This is a genomic window from Streptomyces parvus, from assembly GCF_032121415.1.
Lineage (GTDB): Bacteria > Actinomycetota > Actinomycetes > Streptomycetales > Streptomycetaceae > Streptomyces > Streptomyces globisporus_A.
In genome coordinates this window covers 3,639,794-3,660,942 of record NZ_CP135079.1, presented here as the reverse complement: position 1 = coordinate 3,660,942, position 21,149 = coordinate 3,639,794, and the positions used below count along the sequence as shown (strand labels likewise).

General features: G+C 72.4%; 22 protein-coding genes. 13 read left to right on the top strand and 9 right to left on the bottom strand.

Annotation, left to right across the window (positions count from 1 at the left end; genetic code table 11):
* Nucleotide 1: 1 nt before the first annotated feature.
* Nucleotides 2-2,413 carry a PA14 domain-containing protein gene (locus RNL97_RS17445; protein ID WP_313750922.1) on the bottom strand — a complete coding sequence of 804 codons (2,412 nt, stop codon included), beginning with the start codon at nucleotides 2,411-2,413 and terminating at the stop codon, nucleotides 2-4.
* A gap of 383 nt (nucleotides 2,414-2,796) precedes the next feature.
* Between RNL97_RS17445 and RNL97_RS17440 the strand changes: the two genes are divergently transcribed.
* From RNL97_RS17440 to RNL97_RS17425, 4 genes are all read left to right on the top strand, one after another.
* Entirely contained in the window at nucleotides 2,797-3,132 is a 336-nt protein-coding gene (locus tag RNL97_RS17440) for a hypothetical protein (protein WP_030578873.1), read from the top strand.
* 13 nt (nucleotides 3,133-3,145) lie between these two features.
* Nucleotides 3,146-3,589 carry a hypothetical protein gene (locus tag RNL97_RS17435; protein ID WP_243314499.1) on the top strand — a complete coding sequence of 148 codons (444 nt, stop codon included), beginning with the start codon at nucleotides 3,146-3,148 and terminating at the stop codon, nucleotides 3,587-3,589.
* A gap of 54 nt (nucleotides 3,590-3,643) precedes the next feature.
* Nucleotides 3,644-3,886, top strand: coding sequence for a DUF6243 family protein (locus RNL97_RS17430; RefSeq protein ID WP_030578876.1), 243 nt, complete (start codon nucleotides 3,644-3,646; stop codon nucleotides 3,884-3,886).
* A gap of 102 nt (nucleotides 3,887-3,988) precedes the next feature.
* Nucleotides 3,989-4,420 (top strand): hypothetical protein, encoded by a 432-nt coding sequence (locus tag RNL97_RS17425; protein WP_050499967.1) that lies wholly within the window; start codon nucleotides 3,989-3,991, stop codon nucleotides 4,418-4,420.
* 51 nt (nucleotides 4,421-4,471) lie between these two features.
* Here RNL97_RS17425 and RNL97_RS17420 read toward each other — a convergent pair whose 3' ends face one another.
* The 3 genes from RNL97_RS17420 to RNL97_RS17410 form a co-directional block, all read right to left on the bottom strand.
* Nucleotides 4,472-4,942, bottom strand: a complete 471-nt coding sequence (locus RNL97_RS17420) for a hypothetical protein (RefSeq protein ID WP_199814155.1) — start codon at nucleotides 4,940-4,942, stop codon at nucleotides 4,472-4,474.
* A 104-nt stretch (nucleotides 4,943-5,046) separates the two neighbouring features.
* The gene (locus RNL97_RS17415; protein WP_030578882.1) at nucleotides 5,047-5,820 is read right to left on the bottom strand and encodes a polysaccharide deacetylase family protein; all 774 of its coding nucleotides are present in this window, start codon (nucleotides 5,818-5,820) and stop codon (nucleotides 5,047-5,049) included.
* Between the two features lie 144 nt (nucleotides 5,821-5,964).
* Nucleotides 5,965-6,180 carry a DUF4287 domain-containing protein gene (locus RNL97_RS17410; protein WP_030578884.1) on the bottom strand — a complete coding sequence of 72 codons (216 nt, stop codon included), beginning with the start codon at nucleotides 6,178-6,180 and terminating at the stop codon, nucleotides 5,965-5,967.
* A 357-nt stretch (nucleotides 6,181-6,537) separates the two neighbouring features.
* Between RNL97_RS17410 and RNL97_RS17405 the strand changes: the two genes are divergently transcribed.
* A complete protein-coding gene (locus RNL97_RS17405; RefSeq protein WP_030578886.1) occupies nucleotides 6,538-7,650 on the top strand; it encodes an NADH:flavin oxidoreductase in 1,113 nt (370 codons plus the stop codon).
* A 21-nt stretch (nucleotides 7,651-7,671) separates the two neighbouring features.
* Here the strand turns inward: RNL97_RS17405 and RNL97_RS17400 are convergent, their stop codons facing one another.
* The 5 genes from RNL97_RS17400 to RNL97_RS17380 form a co-directional block, all read right to left on the bottom strand.
* Nucleotides 7,672-8,634: a D-alanyl-D-alanine carboxypeptidase family protein gene (locus tag RNL97_RS17400; RefSeq protein WP_313751640.1), complete on the bottom strand. Its 963-nt coding sequence runs from the start codon at nucleotides 8,632-8,634 to the stop codon at nucleotides 7,672-7,674.
* Between the two features lie 199 nt (nucleotides 8,635-8,833).
* Complete coding sequence (locus RNL97_RS17395) at nucleotides 8,834-10,108, bottom strand: sensor histidine kinase (protein ID WP_313750921.1); 1,275 nt, start codon at nucleotides 10,106-10,108, stop codon at nucleotides 8,834-8,836.
* Nucleotides 10,109-10,124: 16 nt separating this feature from the next.
* Nucleotides 10,125-10,901: a two-component system response regulator CseB gene (cseB, locus tag RNL97_RS17390; protein ID WP_030578892.1), complete on the bottom strand. Its 777-nt coding sequence runs from the start codon at nucleotides 10,899-10,901 to the stop codon at nucleotides 10,125-10,127.
* Nucleotides 10,902-10,966: 65 nt separating this feature from the next.
* Nucleotides 10,967-11,977, bottom strand: a complete 1,011-nt coding sequence (locus RNL97_RS17385; protein WP_234313359.1) for an endonuclease/exonuclease/phosphatase family protein — start codon at nucleotides 11,975-11,977, stop codon at nucleotides 10,967-10,969.
* Between the two features lie 259 nt (nucleotides 11,978-12,236).
* Nucleotides 12,237-13,181: a carbon-nitrogen hydrolase gene (locus tag RNL97_RS17380; protein ID WP_030578897.1), complete on the bottom strand. Its 945-nt coding sequence runs from the start codon at nucleotides 13,179-13,181 to the stop codon at nucleotides 12,237-12,239.
* 137 nt (nucleotides 13,182-13,318) lie between these two features.
* Here RNL97_RS17380 and RNL97_RS17375 point away from each other — a divergent pair, with 137 nt between their 5' ends.
* The 8 genes from RNL97_RS17375 to RNL97_RS17340 all read left to right on the top strand — a co-directional run bounded on the left by RNL97_RS17375 (nucleotide 13,319) and on the right by RNL97_RS17340 (nucleotide 21,139).
* Nucleotides 13,319-14,413 carry a LacI family DNA-binding transcriptional regulator gene (locus tag RNL97_RS17375; RefSeq protein WP_313750920.1) on the top strand — a complete coding sequence of 365 codons (1,095 nt, stop codon included), beginning with the start codon at nucleotides 13,319-13,321 and terminating at the stop codon, nucleotides 14,411-14,413.
* A gap of 362 nt (nucleotides 14,414-14,775) precedes the next feature.
* On the top strand, nucleotides 14,776-16,065 hold the full coding sequence (locus RNL97_RS17370) for an ATP-binding protein (protein ID WP_030578903.1): 1,290 nt from the start codon (nucleotides 14,776-14,778) through the stop codon (nucleotides 16,063-16,065).
* A complete protein-coding gene (locus RNL97_RS17365; protein WP_010063113.1) occupies nucleotides 16,062-16,466 on the top strand; it encodes a roadblock/LC7 domain-containing protein in 405 nt (134 codons plus the stop codon). Before RNL97_RS17370 ends, RNL97_RS17365 begins: the two co-directional genes overlap by 4 nt.
* Nucleotides 16,463-16,837 carry a DUF742 domain-containing protein gene (locus RNL97_RS17360; RefSeq protein WP_030578906.1) on the top strand — a complete coding sequence of 125 codons (375 nt, stop codon included), beginning with the start codon at nucleotides 16,463-16,465 and terminating at the stop codon, nucleotides 16,835-16,837. Before RNL97_RS17365 ends, RNL97_RS17360 begins: the two co-directional genes overlap by 4 nt.
* Complete coding sequence (locus RNL97_RS17355) at nucleotides 16,812-17,402, top strand: GTP-binding protein (protein ID WP_030578908.1); 591 nt, start codon at nucleotides 16,812-16,814, stop codon at nucleotides 17,400-17,402. Before RNL97_RS17360 ends, RNL97_RS17355 begins: the two co-directional genes overlap by 26 nt.
* Before the next feature lie 118 nt (nucleotides 17,403-17,520).
* Nucleotides 17,521-18,930: a cytochrome P450 family protein gene (locus RNL97_RS17350; protein ID WP_030578910.1), complete on the top strand. Its 1,410-nt coding sequence runs from the start codon at nucleotides 17,521-17,523 to the stop codon at nucleotides 18,928-18,930.
* Nucleotides 18,931-19,199: 269 nt separating this feature from the next.
* Nucleotides 19,200-20,327, top strand: a complete 1,128-nt coding sequence (locus tag RNL97_RS17345; protein WP_030578912.1) for a cytochrome P450 — start codon at nucleotides 19,200-19,202, stop codon at nucleotides 20,325-20,327.
* On the top strand, nucleotides 20,324-21,139 hold the full coding sequence (locus RNL97_RS17340; protein WP_030578914.1) for an enoyl-CoA hydratase/isomerase family protein: 816 nt from the start codon (nucleotides 20,324-20,326) through the stop codon (nucleotides 21,137-21,139). Before RNL97_RS17345 ends, RNL97_RS17340 begins: the two co-directional genes overlap by 4 nt.
* The last annotated feature ends 10 nt before the right edge of the window (nucleotides 21,140-21,149 follow it).

Genomic DNA, 21,149 nt, shown 5'->3' with positions numbered 1-21,149 from the left:
CTCAGAGCCAGGAGTCCCAGATGCCGTGCGCCGACGAACGCGTCGCGGCCTCGGCACCCGAGGCGTCGAGGCGTACGACGCGGTAGTAGTACAGGCCGAGGCGGTCCTCGTGGACCGTCGTGTCCATGTAGGACGACGCGTCGCCCGTCGCGCCCTCCGCCAAGGTGACGTAGGCGGCCGTGAGGGGGTCCCAGCGCTCCACCCGGTAGCTCGCGAAACGGGAGCAGTCCCCGAGGCCGGAGCTTTCGGAGCAGCCGACGTACAGCTGCGGGTACTGGCCCTCGTGGACCTCGGTCCCCGTCCAGCCCGGCGGCCGGGTGTCGGGCAGGGTCACCGCGACCTCGGCGGGGTGCAGGACGTCGAGCGGGTCGTCGTCGTGCAGAAGGCGGTCGTCCGTGGCTGCCACCTTGTAGACGTGGGTGGCGCCGTCGGCGACCGTCGGGCAGAGGATCTCGGTGGCGGCCAGGGAACTGCCGAACCAGCAGTTCTCCTTCCAGACCGTCTCACCGCTGTCCGGGTCGGTGACGCCCTGCCATACGTGGTAGCCGCGGACGTCGGTGTCGGCGGGCGGCGTCCAGGTCAGCCGGACGCCGAGCGGGACGCGTTCCGCGCTGAGGTTCTCGACCGGGGCGGGGCGCTGGGTGTCCGGGGTGGTCGCCGTCGCGGGCGGGCCGGGCTGCGACACGCGGCCGTGGCGGTCGGTCGTCACGACGCGGTATTCGTACGCCGTCTCCGACGCTCCCTGGACGTCCCAGCAGCTGCCGTTGACCTGCTTGCGGGCGGACAGGGGGGCATCGTCGCCCGCCCAGGTCCAGTACGTTTCCGGGTCGGCCAACGGCTGGTCCACCGAGGTGAACGGCTTGCACCCGTCCACGACGGCGGTCTCGCCGGTCGCGGTGTCGGTCCGGAGGATCGTGTACGTGGGAAGGGGCCGTTCGTCGACGGTCCACGGGTCGACGCTGCTCCACGCGACCATCACCCCCTCGTCGAACCTGCTGGCGGTGGTCTTGAACGCGGGGACGGCCTCCGGGCGGTCGGCCATCTTCAGGGTGATCTCCACCGGCGTGGCGGCGTTGCCCTCGGCGTCCACGGAGCGCACCGCGTACCGGTAGCTGTCGGCGACCGCGGCCGACTGGCGCGGCACCACGTCGGTCCGGGCACCGGGGGTCCCCGCAGGGCGGGCGTCGACGTAGCCGCCGGTCGCGGGGTCGTACTGGAGGACCTGGTACGAAGCGGCCCCGGAGACGGGTGACCACACCAGATGCGGTACGCCCGACCGGTACTCGGCGCGGAGCCCCGTGACGGCGGCGGGCGGGGTCAGGTCGGGGGTGGTGAACGTGGTGGCGGCCGAGTACGCCGACCAGTTCCCGGCGGCGTCCCGGGCCCGGCCCCGGTAGGTGACCTTGCTGCCGTCGGCCCGGTAGCCGGTGTCGCAGATCGCGCCCTTGGGGCCGGAGTGGACGGTGCTCCAGCGCTGCGTGGCGGCGTCGAGCCGCTGCATCTCGTACCGGACGATGTCGGCGGCGTTCTTCGCGGTGGTGACCAGCTGCGGCGCCGCGTAGGGCTGGTCGGCCGGGCAGGCGTCCCATTCGACGAACGGGGCGGCGGGCGGCGTCCTGTCGATGGTGGTGACGAGCTTGTCGGAGCTGCCGCCGGAGACGTGGCCGGCCTTGTCGACGGCCCGCACCTCGTAGTAGTAGGCCGCGCCCGTCTTGGGCAGCGTGCTGTCGGTGTACGACGTGGCGGTGGTCGTCGCGAGCTGCTTGCTTCCGTACGGCGTGCCCTGCAGCCGCCGGTAGACCCGGTAGTTCGCCAGGTCCATCTCCTTGTTCCTGGTCCAGGAGACCTTGGCCGCACCGGTGGCGGAGTTGTACGAGACGGCCGCGCCCGTCGGGGCGAGGGGCGTGACCTTGTCGTACGTGGCGGAGGTGCGCGGCGCATAGGCGAACGAGACGTTCGCGGCACCCGTCCAGTTGACGTAGTCGAAGCGGAGCGTGTGCTTGCCCGGGGGGATCGTCACGTTCACCGTCTTCTTGACGGTGGCGGAGCCGTTCTTCCAGACGTCGATCTTGCGGACGCCGTCGAGGTAGACCCGCATGCCGTCCCGGCCGGAGGCCGTGAACGTGAAGGGGCCACCGGAGCCGAAGTCGCGCGTCACCGACCAGCGCACGCCGAAGCTGTTGGACGGCAGGCCGGAGGCGGGTGCGCCCGTGCCCCAGTTCTGGTCGATCACGGAATCGCAGTCCGTCTTCTTCGGCGTGCCTGTGAACGTCGTGTTCGCGAAGAACTGCCGTTGGAAGACGGGAGAGGCGCAGCTCACCGCCGCGGAGGCGGACAGGGCGGTGGCGTGGAGCACTCCGCCTGCCGTGGCCAGGACCAGGGCGGTGGCGGTCATGCGTCTGGCTGGGTTCATCAGTCCTTCAGTCCTGTCCGGCGACGATGTCGATCTTCGAGCGTCGTCGAGCAAGACAGCCCAGAAGATCGATTGGTTGTACGAGCCACAGCCGTGACAGCTCCGGTGCCGGGGGACCGTCTCCGTAGCGGCCTCCCGTGCTCCGTCCGCGCCCGGCGGAGCGGACAACGGCGGTCAGGTGCGGCTCCCTCACCAGCAAGACCCCACTTCCAGGACCGGAGCGACAAGGGCGCGAAGTACCAGTACGACTGCGAGACAGGGAAATCCGAGGGGCTTCCACGGAGCGTCGAGAAAGCCGTCGGAAACGATCCGGGTTTCATCGCAGGGATCGGAAAGGGGCTCGCCGCACTGGGCGAGGGGCAGGCATGCGAAGCAATCCTCGGATGCGGGAGATCCTGCGTACGACAGACCTCACCGGCCTCAGTGACCGGGACATTCCGCCTATGTTCCATGAGGTCATGGAACGTGGGTGGTCCCGCACAGCCGCTGGTGGCCGGGGGCTGACCGACCTCCGTCCGGAAGTGCCCGGCACCTACGCCGACCGGCTCTCGGAGGAGACGACGGTCAGTGGGAGGGGAATGACCGGCTACGACCTCCCGCCCACAGCGGACGAACGTACACCCCTCCTCGTGCGGAGGTGCCTGGCCTACGTGTGCGCCTGCCTCCGGAAGGCTCAGGAGGAGTTCCGTGACACGCGCGTGAAGGCGTACGTGTCGTGACCCCGCAGAGTACGTGGAGCGCCTGCGCTCGGTGCTCGCGCCGGCCGTACGGCGGGGCTGCACGGCGGACTTCGAGCAGGAGAGCCTGCCGGTCGACGAGATCCCGGGCTGGTTCGCCGCAGTGGGTTCCGGGTCCGGGGGCGAGGAGCGGGCACCGCAGTTCGCCCGGGCGGGCCGCGAGGCGTACGCGGAGCACACCGGGGGCGGCCGGCCGTGGGATCTCCAGGACTGGCTGTACCGCTTCGACCCGGACGAGGACTCCCGGGGCTGGGAGTGGTGGGACGCCACCGTGGCCGGACCGTCCCGTGTCCATGGTTGGGTGGACAGTTGGGGGGAGTCCTTCTTCGGATGCCAGGATCTCCTCTGGGCCGCTTTCACGGCGGGCGCGGTCCGCGTCGAGGGGCCCACGGTCCAGAAGGCCGCCGTGTGGTCTGCGGAGCGGGACAGCACGGGCTGACCGCCGCATTCCGCAGACCGCTTCACCTGATTTCCACCTCATTCCGGAGAATCCATGACCGACAGCAAGAACATCAACAACCCCGTGGGCATGGGCGGAGGCCAGCGCAAGCGGCAGTCCCGCGCCGAGCGGCAGAACAACGGGCCGCACCGCAACCTCGACCGCGAGAGCGCTGCCGAGCAGAAGGCGGAGCTGGTGCGCAAGATGCGCGAGAAGACCGGCGCGGCCGAGGGCTCCGGGCAGACTGCCGCGATCGAGGATTCCGGGCAGACGGGCGATGGAAGCGCGCAGGGGTGACGCGTGCGGCAGGGGCCGGGGCCGGAGCGGTGAACGGCTTCCTGCCGGCCAAGCCCTCGCGCCCCTTGCGCGGATCCGCGGATCGCAGCGAATGAAGGAATCGTGATCCACGAATTCGCGTTCCGCTTTCGAGCTCCGGCGGGTGGGCTCGCGGTGAATCTGCGGGCTGAAGTCGCTCCGCTCGAAGGCGGGATCCCGGCCCACAGCGTGCAGATCCACCGGAACATCTGGCTCGGGCTGCCGACAGCCGGCCTGCACTGGAAGGACGCCGCCTGGCTGGCGTTCGGGGTATCCCTCAACGCCCGCGCCCTGAGCGAGCTCGTACCCGACGGCGTTCTCCTTCGCACGTCCTCACTCGACTGTCCGCTGAGTGACTACCGGTCCGAGGCGGCGGCGTTGGCCATGGACGGGTGGCTCCATGAGCGCTTCGATCTGGAGAGCTCGGGTGCCGCGGTCACGTACGACGCTTCACGGGGCGGATTCGCCTTCTCCTGGGGTGAGACCGCCGACCCCTTCTCCGATGCTCCGCCGTGAAGCCTCTGTACGTGAACCCGTTGCGGCCGGAGCGCGGCCCGGCCGTCGCCGTCAGCCGTGCAGCGCCGCGTTGCTGTAGACGTACAGGCCGATCACGCCGACGACGCAGAGGACGATCACCCACGAGCCGAAGCCGGTGTGCCGTCCCCTGCCTCTGCGGCGCGCGGTCTTTCCGGGGCGGCGGGACCGGCCGGAGCCGGACGCCGTCCCGCCCCGCGGGGGCCGCGCCGCATCGGCTGCCGCCTCGGCCAGCAGGCGTCGGCAGGCTGCGGCGAGTACGTCCGTACCGGCGGTGAGGGGCACCACGGCCTCCGAGCGCGCCGGGGCGGTGGTGCCGCCGTCCAGGATGCGGCCGGCGCGTACGAGGATCTCGTCCCGGCCGCCCGCCGGGGCGAGGCTGATCCAGCGCCGTACGTGCTCGCCCCGGATGACCATCCCCCCGGACCGCTCCCGGTACACGGTGTGCTCGCGCCACAGAACGCCCGCCAATTCCGTGGCGGTGTCGCGCAGTTGTGCCCCCACGATCCCTCCCCCCTCCGCCTCCCGGCGAATCGAACAAGCATCGCACTCTACTGGCGTGGGCAGATTGCGCGTCCGTCCGGGGCGACTGAATCGCGGAGCCTGGCTCAGCGCACGGGGAAGCCGAAGGAGTAGCCCTGCTCCTTCAGCCAGGGCAGGACCTCGCGCAGGGCCGCCACGGTCTCGGAGCGTTCGCCGCCCGCGTCGTGGAAGAGGACGGTCGGGCCGCCCGGGATCTCGCGCTTGACGGTGGCGACCATCGTGTCCGCACCGGGGTGTTCGAAGTCCTTGGTGTCGACGTTCCAGCCGAGCGGTCGCATCCCGTGGGACGCGGCGAGCTGCCGGCTGTAGGGGGTGAAGGCACCGCCCGGCGCCCGGTAGTACTGCGACCGGACGCCTCCGGACGCCTTGATGATCATGCGTTCGGCGTCCAGGATCTGCTGGGACTGGTAGGCCTCGGGCTTGGTGTCCATGGCGGTGTCGTGCGAGACGGTGTGGTTGCACAGCCGGTGGCCGTCCGCCACGACCTTCTTGACCAGGTCCGGATAGGCCTTGGCCTGGGTGCCCACCATGCAGAAGGTGGCCTGCACGCCTTCGTCCTTCAGCAGGCGCAGCACCTGCGGCGTCCAGACCGGGTCCGGCCCGTCGTCGATGGTGATGTTGACGCCCCGCGGGCCGGCTTCCGAGGCGTGCGCGATCTCCGCCGCCACCTTCTCGACCCGGTGTGCGTCGGCGGCCGCCGAGGAGTCGCCGCCCTGCGGCTGCCCTCCGGTGGTGTCGGCCTGGGCGGTCCACACCGAGGTGGCGGCGGCCAGCGCGGTCACGCCGAGCGCCGCCGCGAGGAGCCTGCCGTGCCAGGCCCGTCCCTTGTGCTTCGCCATGTCCGCCCGCCCCTTTTGCCGTGTCCACCCGATGCCGTGCACCCATCCAGACATGCGAACGCCCGGGTGGGATGCCTCGGTTACCGAGCGCGGACATATCTGCGGGCAGGCGGCGACAAACGCCGGTCCTCCGTGACGCGGGGGTCAGCCGGCGCTGTCCTCGGCGAGCGTGTGCGCCACCAGGGCGTTGGCGTGCCCGTGGCCCAGGCCGTGTGCGGACTTGAGCCAGCCGACCAACTCCATGTGCCTGGTCAGCGGGGAGGCGCGGATGAGGTCCTTCCACTCGGCGACCGGGCGGCCGTACTTCTTCTCGATCGAGGGGAAGTAACTGGCAGGGCCCTTCACGGCGTTGTCGGTCATGTCTGTCCCGTCTGCGGTTCGGATGCGGTTCAAAGCAATTCGGATGCGGTTCGCATGGTGTCGCGCATATGACCGGCGCCGGGCCGCGAAGTCATCGGCGTCCGGTCGGCGATCGCGTTACGGCTTGATCTCGTCTGGCGACGCCACGTCCGAGTGAGCCGAGCCGGGCAGGTCACCGGAGGGTGGCTCCGTTCTTTGCCGACTCTTTACCCTCATCGCGGCCGAAGCCGGGATGGCCACGCGGCCCGTACGTGTTGGCCCCGGGTGGACACCCCCGGCTACGGACAGGACACCGACGTGACAGAGACGACGACAGCAGGCGCGACGACCGCGAACCCGACGGGCGCGGCGGACGTCGTGAGCGCCGCCGACCGCGCCGCGAACGCCCTCTCCCGGCCGTTCTCGGTGCGCGGGCTCACCGCCCGGAACCGGATCGCGATGGCGCCCATGACCCGGCAGTTCTCCCCGGACGGCGTTCCGGGGCAGGACGTGGCGGACTACTACACGCGCCGCGCCGCCGCCGACGTCGGGCTGATCATCACCGAGGGCACCTACGTCGACCACGAGTCCGCCGGGACCAGCGACCGGGTCCCGCGCTTCCACGGCGAGGCCGCGCTCGCGGGCTGGGCCCACGTGGCGGACTCCGTGCACCGGGCGGGTGGCGCGATCATCCCGCAGCTGTGGCACGTGGGCGTCACCCGCGCCGAGGGCGCCGGGCCCGTCCCGGACGCCGAGCCGGTCGGGCCCTCGGGTCTGTCCCTCAGCGGCGAGCCCAAGGGCCGCGCCATGACGCAGAAGGACCTCGACGACGTCATCGCCGCCTTTGCCGACGCGGCGGCCTCCGCCGAACGCCTCGGCTTCGACGGTGCCGAACTGCACGGTGCCCACGGCTACTTGATCGACCAGTTCCTGTGGTCCGGCAGCAACCGGCGGACCGACGCCTACGGCGGTGACCTGGTCGCCCGCACCCGGTTCGCGGCCGAGATCGTGGCCGCCTGCCGCGCCGCCGTGTCCGACGCCTTTCCCCTCTTCTTCCGGATGTCCCAGTGGAAGTCGGACAACTACGAGGCGAAGCTCGCGGAGACCCCGCAGGAGCTGGACGCCCTGCTCACGCCGCTGGCCGAGGCCGGTGTCGACGTCTTCCACGCGTCCACCCGCCGCTACTGGCTGCCGGAGTTCGAGGACTCCGACCTGAACCTGGCCGGGTGGGTGAAGAAGATCAGCGGTCGGCCGACCCTCACCGTCGGCTCGGTCGGCCTGGACGGCGACTTCTTCAGCGCCTTCCAGGGCAACGACTCCAGCGTCACCGGCATCGAGCAGCTGCTGGACCGGATGGAGCGCGACGAGTTCGACATGGTCGCCGTCGGGCGGGCCCTGATCGCCGACCCCGAGTGGGCGGCGAAGACCCTGCGCGGGCGCACCGCCGACATCACCCCGTTCGCCGCGGAGATGCTGAAGGCGCTGCACTGACGACCCCTGACCGGCGTGTCCCTAGGCCCTGTTCGCCGCTTCCGGAAGCTCGGCGCGGATCGCGGCGATCAGGGCGCGGCTCGCCTCGTGGGCGGCGGCGCTGCCCTCGGCGGGCGACGTACCGGCACGCTGGTGCAGCACGACGCCGATGACCAGACGACCGGCCCCGGCGACCTCCTGCCTCGTGGCCCAGACGAGGTTGCCGCCCGCCGGGGTGGACGAGCCGGTCTTCAGGCCGATGACCCCGTCGTGCCCGAGCAGCTTGTTGGTGTTGCGGAAGGTCACCCCGGCGCCCGGGGCCGTGACGGAGGCGGTCGCCACGATCTGCCGGAAGGCCGGGTCCCGCATCGCGGCGCGGGCCAGGCGCAGTTGGTCCTCCGCCGTGCTCCGCGTACTCGTCTCCATCCCGCTCACCCCGGTGTACGTGGTGGCGCGCATGCCGAGCCCGGCGGCGGCCCGGTTCATCTTCGCGACGAACGCCTTCTCGTCACCCGCGGCCCAACGAGCCAGCAAACGGGCCACGTTGTTGCCCGAAGGCACCATCATCAGTTCCAGCAGACGGCGTTGGGTGTACTTCCGACCGGCGAGCACGGGAGCGGTCGTCTCGACGGAGGAGTACGACTCGTCGGCCGCCCGCCGGTCGGCGACCACGGTCGCACCGGGGGCGCCGGCCCGCATCGGGTGCTCCTTGAGGATCACGTAGGCCGTCATGACCTTGGTGACGCTGGCGATCGGAACCGGCTTCTGCTCGCCCCGGGTGCCGAGGCTGCCGAGCCCCTCCACCGCCACGCTCGCCTGGCCCTCGCGCGGCCACGGCAGATGCAGCGACCGGGCGAGCGGCGCCGTCCCCTCCCCCGGGCCGTCGCCGCCGCCCGGCCCGTTCGCGGACCGGCCGCCGCCCCCGGTCGCGTACCACCCTCCCGTCCCGGCCAGGAGCACCACGGCGGCGGTCAGCGGTACGAGGACCGAGCGACGGAGGGGCAGCAGGAGGCGGAGCCGGAGTCGGAAGCGGACGGCTTTCCCGGCGGAAGGGGGAGCGGGGGTGGCGGCGAGGGCTGCGGGCATGGGTTCCTCCAGATGGCACCGGTGCGGTTTCCCGTACCGGTGCCACCTTCGAGGAGTCGTTCTTCCGGACCCGCACAGCACCGTTTCCACGGCCGCGAGAGTGCGTTGCGGTTCCGTATCAGGTGGACCGCGGAGCCAGGTCGAGGGTCGCGACCGCTCCCCCGTCCGGGGCGTTCGCGAAGGTCAGCCGGGCCCCGAGCACCTCGGACTGGCCCTGGGCGACGGTCAGGCCGAGACCGTGCCCCCGGCCGCGTTCGCCGGCACCGGTGCGGAACCGCTGCGGGCCGCGCTCCAGCAGGTCGGACGGGAAGCCGGGCCCGTGGTCCCGTACGTCGATCCGCGCCCCGGTCACGGTCACGTCGACGGGGGCCGCACCGTGCCGGTGGGCGTTGGTGACGAGGTTGGCCACGATCCGCTCCACCCGGCGCGGGTCGGTCTCCACCACCTCGGTGTCCGCCATGGTGACGCGGGTGTCCGTGCCCGTACGCCGCACCACGTCGGCGACCAGTTCGCCCAGCGGAACCGGGTCGAGACGGGCCCGCTCGGCGCCCGCGTCCAGGCGGGAGATCTCCAGCAGGTCTTCGACCAGCGCGCTCAGGGCCCGCAGCCGGTCCCGTACGAGACCGGCCGCCTCGTCGTCCTCGGGCAGCAGCCCGGCGGCGGTGACCAGGCCCATGAGCGGGGTGCGCAGTTCGTGCGCGACGTCGGCGGTGAACCGGCGCTCGTTCTCCAGCTTGCGCTGGAGGGCGGCGGCCATGTCGTCGACGGCCGCCGCCATCTCGGTGACCTCGTCCCGGGCCCGCCCGGACGGGCCGATCCGGGCGTCCAGGTCGCCGTCGGCGATCCGGCGGGCGGTACGGGCCCCGTGGAGCAGCCGCCGGTTGATCGGTTCCGTGGCGAGGGCGGCGAGCGGGACGACGAACAGGAGGGCGGCGAGGACGGACTTCACGATGCTGCGGTCCAGGAGCTGGAGGCTGCGGACCTCGGTGCTCATGTCGTCCCGGACGACGAGGAAGCGGTCGTCGTCGACCTCCACGGCGCCCCACATCCAGAACCAGTTGGGGGGATCGGCGTCGTACCAGGTGGCGTATCCGCCGACGTCCGGCTGGTCGGTCCGCGGCTGGTCCGCGACGCCGGCGAGGTCGCGCGCCAGCGGTCCGGGCAGTTCGTCGCCGCTCCGTACGTCGATGTCGGCCGGAGCCCTCCCCGTACGGTCGTACTCCCGCTCGGCGGCGATCAGCCGGGTCAGCGTCCGGTCGGTGCCGACGCGCAGACCGCGTTCCCGGGTGGCGTCGTGCACCAGGAAGCCGACCACGGCGGCGACCGCGCAGCACGCGGCGGCGGCCAGGGCCGCGATCTTCCAGCGCAGGGCGCGGGGGTTGAGGAGGTCCACGGCGATCGGCGGCCGCTCAGCCGCGGACGAGCTTGTAGCCGAAGCCGCGGACGGTCTCGATCCGCCCGCTGCCGATCTTCTTGCGCAGCCGCAGCACGCACAGGTCCACGACCCGGGTGTCGCCCTCCCAGCCGTAGTCCCACACGTCGCGCAGCAGCCGGCGGCGGTCGAGGACCGAGCCGGGCGCGGCGGCGAACTCCAGCAGCAGCCGCAGTTCGGTGGGGGTCAGCGACACGGTCGCGCCGGCCCGGCGGACCTCCATGCCGAGGGTGTCGACGGTCAGGTCGCCGAAGGCCAGGATGTGGTCGGGGGCCCGGTCCCGGTCGGACTTCCCCGGTGCGGGGCTCTCCGCGTCCGGGCGGAAGGTGGCACGGCGCAGCAGGGCGCGGATGCGGGCGACCATGACGGCGGTGTCGACCGGCTTGATCACGTAGTCGTCGGCCCCCGCCTCCAGGCCCGCGACCACGTCGAGGGCGTCGCCGCGCGCGGACATCATGAGGACCGGGACGGGGCTCTCCTCGCGGATCCGGTGGCAGAGGCCGATGCCGTCCAGCTCGGGCAGCATCACGTCGAGGATCAGCAGGTCGTACGCGCCCGCGCGGAAGGCCTCCAGACCGCTGAGCCCGTCGGCGGCCACGTCGACCCGGTAGCCGTAGCGTTCCAGGGCCAGCTGGACGGCGCGGCGGATGGTGGCGTCGTCCTCGACCACCAGCACGTGGACGGGGGCGGGGCCGGGGGCCGGGGCCGGCCCTCGTGCTGCGGACACGCTGCCTACCTGGGCGTTCGAGGTCATCGGTCGATGAGGCGATGGGCCGTTCGGTCGCTCGCATCGTAGTCGGGGGAGGGCGGAGGGCCCGGTCACCGGCTCAGCGTGGCCGCGACGGGGAGGTGGTCGCTGCCGGTGGCGGGCAGGGTCCAGGCGGCGCGCGGGGTCATCCCCCGTACCAGCACGTCGTCGATGCGGACCATCGGGAAAGCGGCGGGCCAGGTGAACCCCAGGCCGTCGCCCGCCTCCCGTTGCGCGGAACGCAGCCGCGCGGTCACCGGGGCCAGCGCGTCGTCCTGATACGTACCGTTGAAGTCGCCCAGCACCACCACCCGTGGGGCGGGCTCCGCCCGGAGTGCGGCGGCCAGCTCACGGGCCGCGTCATTGCGCCGGCCGGTCGTGAAACCGGCCGCCGAGACCCGTACCGACGCCAGATGCACCGCGTACACGGCGACGGGCCCGTCCGGGGTCCGGGCGGTGGCGCGCAGCGCGCGGGTCCACGGCATGATCGGCACCGCCTGCACGTCCGCCAGCGGGTGCCTGCTCCAGAGGCCGACCCCGCCGATCACCGCGTGGTGCGGGTAGGCGGCGGCCAGCTCACGGGAGTAGACGGCGGCCGACGCGTCGGACAGTTCCTCCAGCGCCAGGACGTCGGCGCCCGCCCCGGCCAGCGCGCGTGCGGTGCCGGCCGGGTCGGTGTTCCCCTCGTCCACGTTGTGGCTGACCACCGTCAGTCCGCCGTCCCCGACACCGGCGGAGCGTTTGTCCGTGAGGGCCCCGCCGAAGAGCGTCACCCACACGACGGCGGGCGCGAGCACCGCCACGGCGGCGAGCCGGGACCGGAGTACGGCGGCGAGCACGAGCAGGACCGGAACGCCGAGACCCGTCCACGGCAGCAGCGTCTGGAAGAGGCTGCCCGCGTTGACGCCGGTGTTCGGGATCCACGCGTGCAGCGCCATCGCCGCCGCCCAGACGACGGCTGCTGCGGCGGCGAGCCAAGAGGCGGCGGCGGGACGGCGGCGGCCGACGCGTCCGGCGGGCGGGGAAGCGGGATCGGGTGCCGGGGCCGTGGCAGGCGCTGCGGGCTGTGGTGGACTCTGCACGGCACTGGTCTCCTGACGGTCGCGTACCTGGGGGGTCGGGTACGTCGACAGCCTCCGGGAACGCCGCTTCCGGCCGGTCAGGGGCGTACTTCGAACGCCGCACGGCTCTGTTTCAGGTACGTATCGGTGCGTGGGTGTCGCGGCTCCGGGGCCGGCTGTCAGGAGGGCAGGGGCGCGGGCAGGCCCAGCAGCGCCCGGGCGTCGCGCACAGCGCCCTCCGCGCAGCCCGCCGCGCGGGATTTCCGGCCCGGCCGGCGGTTCAGCGGGTCCCGGTGAGCGGGCCGTACGCGTCCGGGCGGCGGGTGGTCAGGAACGGGAACAGCTCCAGCCAGTCGCGCCGGGCGTCCAGGTCGAGGTCGGCGACGAGGACGGCGGGCTCGTCGCGGGGGGCCTGGGCCAGGACGCGGCCGTACGGGTCCACGATGAACGAGCTGCCGTAGAAGGTGAGGCCGTTCTCGGCGCCGATGCGGTTCGGGACGACCATGAAGGTGGCGTTGGCGATGGCGTTGCCGGTGATCACCTTCTGCCAGAGCGGCTGGGAGTCGAAGCCGGGGAAGCCGGGCTCGGAGCCGATGGCGGTCGGGTAGACGAGGATGTCGGCGCCGGCCAGCGAGTAGGCGCGGGCCAGTTCGGGGAACCACTGGTCCCAGCAGGTCGGCAGGCCGAAGCGGGCCTCGTCGACCTCGACCAGCGGGAAGGCGTCGTCGCCCGCGGGGCCTGCCCGGAACCAGTCGTCCTCGTAGTAGCCCTCGGTCACCGGGATGTGGGTCTTGCGGGTGCGCTGGGCGAGGGTGCCGTCGGGGGCGACCAGGATCGCGGTGTTGTAGCCGAGGCCGTCGTCCTCGCCGCCGGGCGCCGGGGCCTTCTCGTACAGCGAGGCGTGGACGTACACCCCGTGCTCACGGGCGGCCTCGGCCGCGAACGTGAAGGTGGGGCCCGTCAGCAGCTCCTCCGGCGCGGCCGGCTCGGGGTGGTCGGCGCGGCGGACCACCGCGAAGTACGGCGAGAGCGTCAGCTCCTGGAGGCAGACCACCCGGGCGCCCTCCGCCGCGGCGAGCCGGATGCCCTCCCGCAGGGCGGCCCGGTGCTCGGCCGGGTCGCGGTGCCAGCGCTGCTGGACGGCCGCGACGCGCAGAGGGGCGCGCTCGGCGGGCCGGGTCCGGGTCGGGGAGGCGGGCGGGTTGTACGCGGTGATCAGACGCATGACCAGTTCCAGGGGCGTGGGGACGAGGGCGCGGAAGCGTGCCGGAACGTTCCGGCAACGGAGTCGAATCTAGTCCTGCCGGAACGTTCCGGCAACCCTTCGGCCTGCTCCTCGGCCGGCGTCTAGACTTCACCCCCGTGACCTCCCGGACCGTGACCCTGCTCGACGTAGCCCGTGCCGCCGGGGTCTCCAAGAGCACCGCCTCGGACGCGCTCCAGGGCTCGGGACGGGTCGCCGAGGCCACCCGGGACCGGGTCCGCGCGGTGGCGGAGGAGCTCGGCTACCGCCCCAACAGCGCCGCCCGACGGCTGCGGCGGGCCAGCACCGGGGCTGTCGGCCTGCATCTTCCGGCCACCGCGACCCGGCTGGACTACTACATGAACCTCGCCTTCGGGGCGGTCGAGCGCGCCCAGGAGGACGGGCTCGACATGGTGCTGCTCGCGCCGTCGGGGGCGGCGGGCGGGCGGATCGCCTCGCGCGTCGACGGGCTGCTGGTCATCGACCCCGAGGCGGGCGACAGCGCGGTGCCCGGGCTGCTCGAGGCGGGCGTCCCGGTGGTGACCGGCGAGCGCTACCTCGGGCCCGCCACCGGCCCCAGCGCCGCGGTGGTCTGCGACAACGCCGCGTCGCTGACCGCCCTCCTCGACCATGTCACCGAGCGCGGCGCCCGCCGCCCCGCCGTCCTCGCGCCGTCCGGCTCCTCCGCCTGGGCGACCGCCCTGCGCGCCACGGCCCGGTCCTGGGGGCTGGCCCACGGAGTGGAGGTGGCGCTGCGCACCGTACCGTTCGCTGCGACCCCGGCGGAGGCCGAGGAGACGACCCGCGCCCTGCTCACCGCCGACGCCGCGGTCGACGCCGTGATCTGCGCCCCCGACGGCTCCGCCCCCGGCGTCCTGCGCGCGGCGACCGCCCTCGGCCGCGAGGTGGGCACCACCGGCGGAGGCGGCGCAGCCACGGGAAGCGGCGGAACGGGCGGAAAGGCCGGGACGGCCGGCGGCAGGTCCGGCGGGACCGGCGAAACGCTCACCGGCCTGCTCATCGCGTCCTGCGTCGACGGCCCCGCCACGCGCACCGCCGAACCAGCCGTCACCGCCGTCGACCTGCGCCCCGCCGCGTACGGCCGCGCCTGCGCCGAGCTGCTCTGCGACATCCTCGCGGACCGGGCCGCCCCCGACACCGTCCGGCGCCACACCTGGTCCCTGGAGGCCCGCGCGTCGACCGGGCCCGCCTGAGCGGCGCGACACCCGGCGACCCGCATCCGACGGACGCTAGGACCGCCGCGAACTCCGGTGCCCGCCAGGCGTATCGGCGGCTCCGGGAGTCCCTCCGCCACATCTCCGCAACGTGAACATTCTGCGTCAAGTGGCAACGGGCGTGGCGGCCTTGACATTTCGTCGGGCGGCCAATGATAAGATCATCTTACTTCCAGTGGGCTGATGGCGTATGGGGGCATTCCGGGAGGAATGGATTCCTCGGCCCCACCTTCGGAGGGGCACCTCCCGAAGCGGCGCACGGTCGCGGCGAAAGAGCCCTGGCTGCGTGCCGCCTGACGGGGTGTCAAGCCGTTTCCGCCATGGCACTTGAAGTGAGTCTCATGACATTTGCACAGGGCCCACTCGTCTGGGCGCTGGTTGTCGTAGCCCTGGTCGCCGTGGGTGCCGTTCTGCGCGCTCGCGCGATCAACGTCAAGCTCCGCAGGAACCACGCCGAGCTGCGCCAGGAGCGCGACGCCCTCCTCCACCAGCGGGACGAACTCCACGTCGTCCACAACACTCTGCTCCAGCGTCAGTCCGCCGAACTCGCGGAGGTCCGCAAGGACGCCGAGGAGGAGACCAAGGCCGTCCTCAAGGCAGCCGTCCGCACCCTCCAGGGCCTCGCCGACGAGCAGCAGGTCGTGATCGAAAAGGCCCAGCGCAAGTACGGGGACGACCCCGGGATCCTCGCCGACCTGATGGCCATGGACCACGCCAACAGCCAGTTCGGCCGGCGTGCCCAGGGCATCGCCGTGCTCTGCGGCGGCTGGCTCGGCCGACGCGAGACCGTGGCCTCCGTCTTCGACGTGGCCCGCAGCGCCCAGGGCCGTATCCGGCACTTCGACCGGGTCCGGGTCAACGGCCAGGTGAACTTCTCCGTCGTCAGCCGCGCGGTCGAACCGGTCGCCGTGGTCCTCGCCGAACTCCTCGCCAACGCCACGAACTACTCCGCCCCCGGCACCCCGGTCGAGATCAACATCCAGGCCGTGCCGACGGGCGTCTGCCTCATCGTCGACGACGCCGGTCTCGGTATGGGCCAGGAGGAGAAGGACCGCGCGGCGGCCCTCCTCTCCCCCCAGGCCGCGATCAGCGTCTCCAGCCTCGGTATTCCGCCGCAGTTCGGGTTCGCCGTCTCCGGGATGCTCGCCGCCCGCTACGGCTTCCGGGTCTCGGTGGACTCCGTTTCCCCCTATGGAGGCGTCCGCGCGGTGGTCCTCATCCCCGACGAACTGCTCACCACCGAGGCGCCGCCCGCCGCGCCGGCCGAGGCGCCCGAAGCGGCGCTCTCCCCGGCGCCGCAGGGGCGGCAGCCGGACCAGTGGCAGGCCCGGGCACAGTCCCAGGCCCAGCCCCAGCACCAGGCGCAGGCCCCGAGCCCGGCCCCCGCGCCGACCCCGCTCTTCCCGCCGGCCCCCCAGCCGGACACCGCCACCCAGCCGCTCGCCCAGATCACCACCACCGCCGGTGGGCTGCCGAAGCGTCGTCGCAAGAGCCCGGTCTCCGCGGTGCCATCGACCGAACCGGCGCCCGTCCGCAGCAACGAGGAGACCGCGTCGCGACTCGGCGCCTTCCAGCGGGGCACCCGGTCCGGACGCGACACGACGACGACGGAAGGAACCGAGTTCCAGTGAACCCCGATCTGTCCTGGGTACTCAACGACCTGCTCCAGGTACCCGGCGCCCGGCACGCGATCCTGGTGTCCGCCGACGGCCTGCTGCTCGCCAACTCCAGCGAGATCGGCCGGGACGACGCGGAGACCGTCGCCGCGGCCATGAGCTCCATGCAGTCCCTCAGCCGGGCCGTCGCCCCCTTCATCGGAACCCGGGATCCCGGCAGGTGGCGGCAGACGCTCCTGGAGTACGAGGACGGCTGGATCTTCCTGATCGCCGCCGGCACCGGCGCCTACCTCGCCGCCACCGCCGCCGCCGACGTGGACATGGAGGCGATGTCCTTCCGGATGCAGCAGCAGGTCACCGCACTGGGCAAGGCGATGACCACGCCGCCCCGCCGAACCGCGGACAGCGAGATATGACGGCGCCGGGCGAGGAGCAGCAGGTCAGCAGCGGGTTCGTCCGGTCCTATGTCATCACCGGCGGGCGGGGGCTGCCCGACGCGGAGGATCTCTCCCTCGTCACGCTGGTCACCCTCGCCCCCGACCGCCAGCCGCCGCCGAACCCGAGCCCCGAGGTCAAGGCGATCTGGGAGCTGTGCTCCGGCGGCTACCTCTCGGTGGCCGAGGTCGCCGGCCACCTCGGCCTGCCGGTCGGGGTGGCCCGTCTGCTGCTCCAGGATTTACACCAGCAGGGACACCTGCTGCGCCGGAAGGCGCCGCCGCCGGCCCAGCTCGTTGACAGGAAGATCCTCGAAGAGGTGTTGCATGGACTCCAAGTCCGGTTCGGCTGAGAGCATCTATGTGCCGGAAGCCGTCCAGCGCGCGGCGAAGATCCTCGTCGTCGGGCACTTCGCGGTGGGCAAGACGACGCTGATCGGAACCCTGTCCGAGATCACGCCGCTGCGCACCGAGGAGCGGATGACCCAGGCCGCCGCGCAGGTCGACGACCTGCGCGGGGCGCCCGACAAGAAGACGACGACGGTCGCCCTGGACTTCGGCCGGCTCACCCTCAGCGACGAGCTGGTGCTCTACCTGTTCGGTACGCCGGGGCAGCAGCGGTTCGTGGAGCTGTGGGAGGACATGGCGCGCGGTTCGCTGGGCGCGCTGCTCCTGGTCGACCCCGCGCGGCTCGCCGACACGTTTCCGGTCATCGACCTCATCGAGACGTACGGGCTGGAGTACGCGGTCGCCGTCAACAGCTTCGACCCGTACTCGCAGCACGCCGAGAACGAACTGCGCGAGGCGCTCGATCTGCTGCCGGACACCCCGGTCGTCTTCTGCGACGCCCGCGACCAGAAGTCCTCCGGGCACGCCCTGATCACCCTGGTCCGCCACCTCCTGACGCACGCGACCTGACGCACGCGACCTGACGCACGCGACCTGACGCGCACACGGCCCGACGCGCACACCACGACGTAGACGTATACGAAGCCGGGGCCCCCGACGGCCCCGCGATCACACCGAGGAAGCCGACATGGATCCGCAGCCGGGAGCCACCCCGTACAACGCCCCCGCCGGGTGCCCCATGCACCAGCAGCAGACGTCGCTGTACGGACCGGAGTTCGCCGCCGATCCGCACCGCTTCTACGACGCGGCACGGACGCACGGCCCCGCCGCCCCCATCGAGCTGGCCCCCGGGGTGGACGCCACACTGATCGTGCAGCACGAGGCGGCGCTGCGGGTGCTGCAGAACCCGGCGCTGTTCGCCCGGGACTCGCGGCGCTGGGCCGCGCTCCGCGAGGGCGCCGTCCCCATGGACAGCCCCGTGCTGCCGATGATGATCTACCGGCCCAACTGCCTGTTCACCGACGGCGCGGAGCACCTGCGGCTGCGCAAGGCGGTCACCGAGTCGCTGGCCCGGCTCAACAGCAGCCGGCTGAGCCGGGACGTCGAGCGGATCGCCGACTACCTGATCGACCAGTTCATCGAGCGCGGCACCGCCGACCTGCTCAACGAGTACGCCAAGCTCCTGCCGCTGCTCCTGTTCAACCAGCTCTTCGGCTGCCCGGGCGACATCGGCGACCGGCTGACCCGCTCGATGTCGGCGATCTTCGACGGCGAGGACGTGCTCCGCGCCAACGCCGAGCTGACCGAGTGCCTGATGGAGCTGGTCTCGATCAAGCGCCGCCAGCCCGGCGACGACATCACCTCCTGGCTCGTCCAGCACCCGGCGGGACTGCGGGACGAGGAGCTGAAGGACCAGCTGGTGATGCTGATGGGCGCAGGGGTGGAGCCGGAGCGCAACCTGATCGGCAACGCGCTGTTGCTCATGCTCGCCGGAGAGCAGCCGGGCGCGCCCGAGCGGCGCGGTTCGGGGATGCTCGTCGAGGACGCGCTGGACGACGTCCTGTGGAACAACCCGCCGATCGCCAACTACGCCACGCACTACCCGGTGCGGGACATCGAGCTGGACGGGGTGGTGCTGAAGGCGGACACGCCCGTGCTGATCAGCTTCGCCGCCGCGAACAGCGACCCGGGGCTCACCGACGCCCGCCAGACCCTCAGCAAGGGTGCCCATCTGGCCTGGGGCGCCGGCCCGCACGTCTGCCCGGCCAAATCGCCCGCGACGCTGATCGCGCTGACCGCGATCGAGAAGATCCTCAACACCGTCCCGGACCTTTCGCTGGCCGTGCCCGCCTCGGGTGTGGCCTGGCGTCCGGGCCCGTTCCACCGGGCACTGGTCGCCCTGCCCGTACGGTTCACGCCGACGGCCGCGCGGCGGGCGGCTGCCGGGGTGCAGCCCCCGGCGCGGACCTCGGCCCAGCTTCCCGACCCGTACGGCAACGCCCCCTCCGGCGCGCCGGTGACTCCCCGTCACGCATCGGCGCCGGCCAAGAAGCAGAAGGGCTGGTGGAGTTCGTTCCTCGACGTGTTCCGCGTATGACTCACAGGCCGACAATTCGCTCGTGAGAACGGGCATTTGTGACGATTGCATGTGACGGGGGCAACAGATATCGATGCTTGCCGCAGATATCCGGAGGGGTAGGTTCAGGTCGGTAACCACGGGCCTAGGTCAAGGAACTCTGCGTGAGCATCACGGGTGGTACAGGCAGGACCCCGGACGGCCGGCGCGCGGTCATCGGTCTGCTCCGCAGACTCAATTCACCCGAGGGCCAGGCCGAACCGTACGGAATACTCGCGGAGCTGCGGACGATGGGTGACGTCGTCCGCGCTCCGTGGAACGGCTATTTCGTCACCGGATTCGACACCTGCAGCCAGGTGCTCCGGGGCCGTGACTGGCTCGCCCCGGACCTCGCCTGGCAGGAGAGACAGGACGACTCCAGACAGTGGGACGCGGTCGCGACCCGGGAGATGACCACCACCCTCGCCCGGCTCAACGCCCCCGAGCACACCTGCCAGCGCCGTTCGCTCGGCAACCTCTTCGACCGTTCCACCATCGAACGCCTCGCCCCCGACGTCGAGCGCGACGCCGACCGGCTGCTGGACGAGCTGGCGGAGAAGCTCCGCTGGGGCGAGGCCGATTTCGTCTCCACGGTCAGCGAGCAGCTGCCGATCAGCACCGTCGGCTCCTGGCTGGGGATACCGCCCGAGGACCACCCGCACATCCTGGAGATCACCCACAACCAGGTGTTCGCCCAGGAGCTGCTGCCCACCAGGTCGCAGCTCGACGTCTCCGCCGAGGCGACCCTGGCGCTGCGCGCCTACTTCACCGAGCTGATCGCCCGCCGCCGGGCCGAGCCCCGCCACGACGTGCTCACCGGCTGGATCCACACCTGGGACGCGATGGAGCCGGACCGGGAGCGGGCGGACGAGATCCTCTACCGGCTCACCATGTTCGTCACCATCGCCTCGCTGGAGACCACCGCGACGCTGCTCACCTCGATGACGCACCTGCTGACCGAGCCCGCCCGGTGGGCCTGGTTGCGGGAGCACCCGGAACACATCGACGCGGCCGTGGACGAGGTGCTGCGCTACGACCCGCCCATCCACATCAACACCCGGATCGCCGCCGAGGACACCGTCCTGGCCGGGGTCCCCATCAAGAAGGACAGCATGATCCACGTCCTGTACGGAGCGGCCAACCACGATCCGCGGCGGAACCCGGACCCGGCCGCCTTCGACATCCTGCGCGGCGGCAGCCACCTCACCTTCGGCGGCGGGGTGCACTACTGCCTGGGCGCCGCGCTGGCCAAGCTGGAGGCCCGGACCCTGCTGGCGCGGATGCTGGACCGTTTCCCCACCCTGCGGACGGTCGCACCGCCGCAATACGCCACCCGGATGGTCTTCCGCCGGATCACCTCGCTGGGCGTGGCGCTGTGAAGCTCTCGCTGCCCGACTTCCTCACCTCGAACGACCGCGCCGGAACCGTACGGACCCGGCGCGAGGGCGCCGTCCTGCACGTGGAGCTGAACGCGCCCGCGAGCGGGAACGCGGTGACCGAGGCGATGCTCGACGAACTGCTGGACGTCGTCGCCGTCCCGGACCCGGAGGTGCGGGTGCTGGTGCTCGGCGCGGCGGGGGACGACTTCTGCCTGGGCGGGGACCGCACCGAGTTCGGGCAGTGGCTGGAGGAGGACCCGACGGGCCGGGGCATCCGGGTCGCCGGGGAGAAGGCCCGCCGGGTCTGCGAGGCGCTCTCCGGCGGCCGGGCCGTGACCATCGCCCGGGTGCAGGGCAAGGCGGTCGGCGCGGGGTTCGCGCTGGCCCTCGCCTGCGATCTGCGGGTGGGCGCCGAGAACGCCTCCTTCCGGCTGCCGGAGCTGGCGCTCGGGCTGCCGACCGCCTGGGGCGGGCTGCTGCCCCGGCTGATCCACGAGGTGGGCGCCGCCCGGGTCCGCGAGCTGATCCTGACCGGCCGGGCCTTCGACGCCGCCGAGGCCCGCGAGCTGTCCGTGCTCCAGCGGGTGGTGCCCGAGGCGGAGCTGGACGACGCGGTCGCCGCCTGGGCGAAGCCGGTGGTCCGCCGCCCGGAGGCCGCGCTGCGGGTCACCAAGGCGCTGCTGAACTCCTACGCCGCCGCCACCCGGCTGGCCGACCCCTCGTTCCTCGACGCGGAGCTGATGGCCTCGGTCGCGGCCGCCACCCGGCGTGCCCCGGCGGGCGGCAACGGGACGGGCGGGTCACACTCGTAAAAAACCGAGT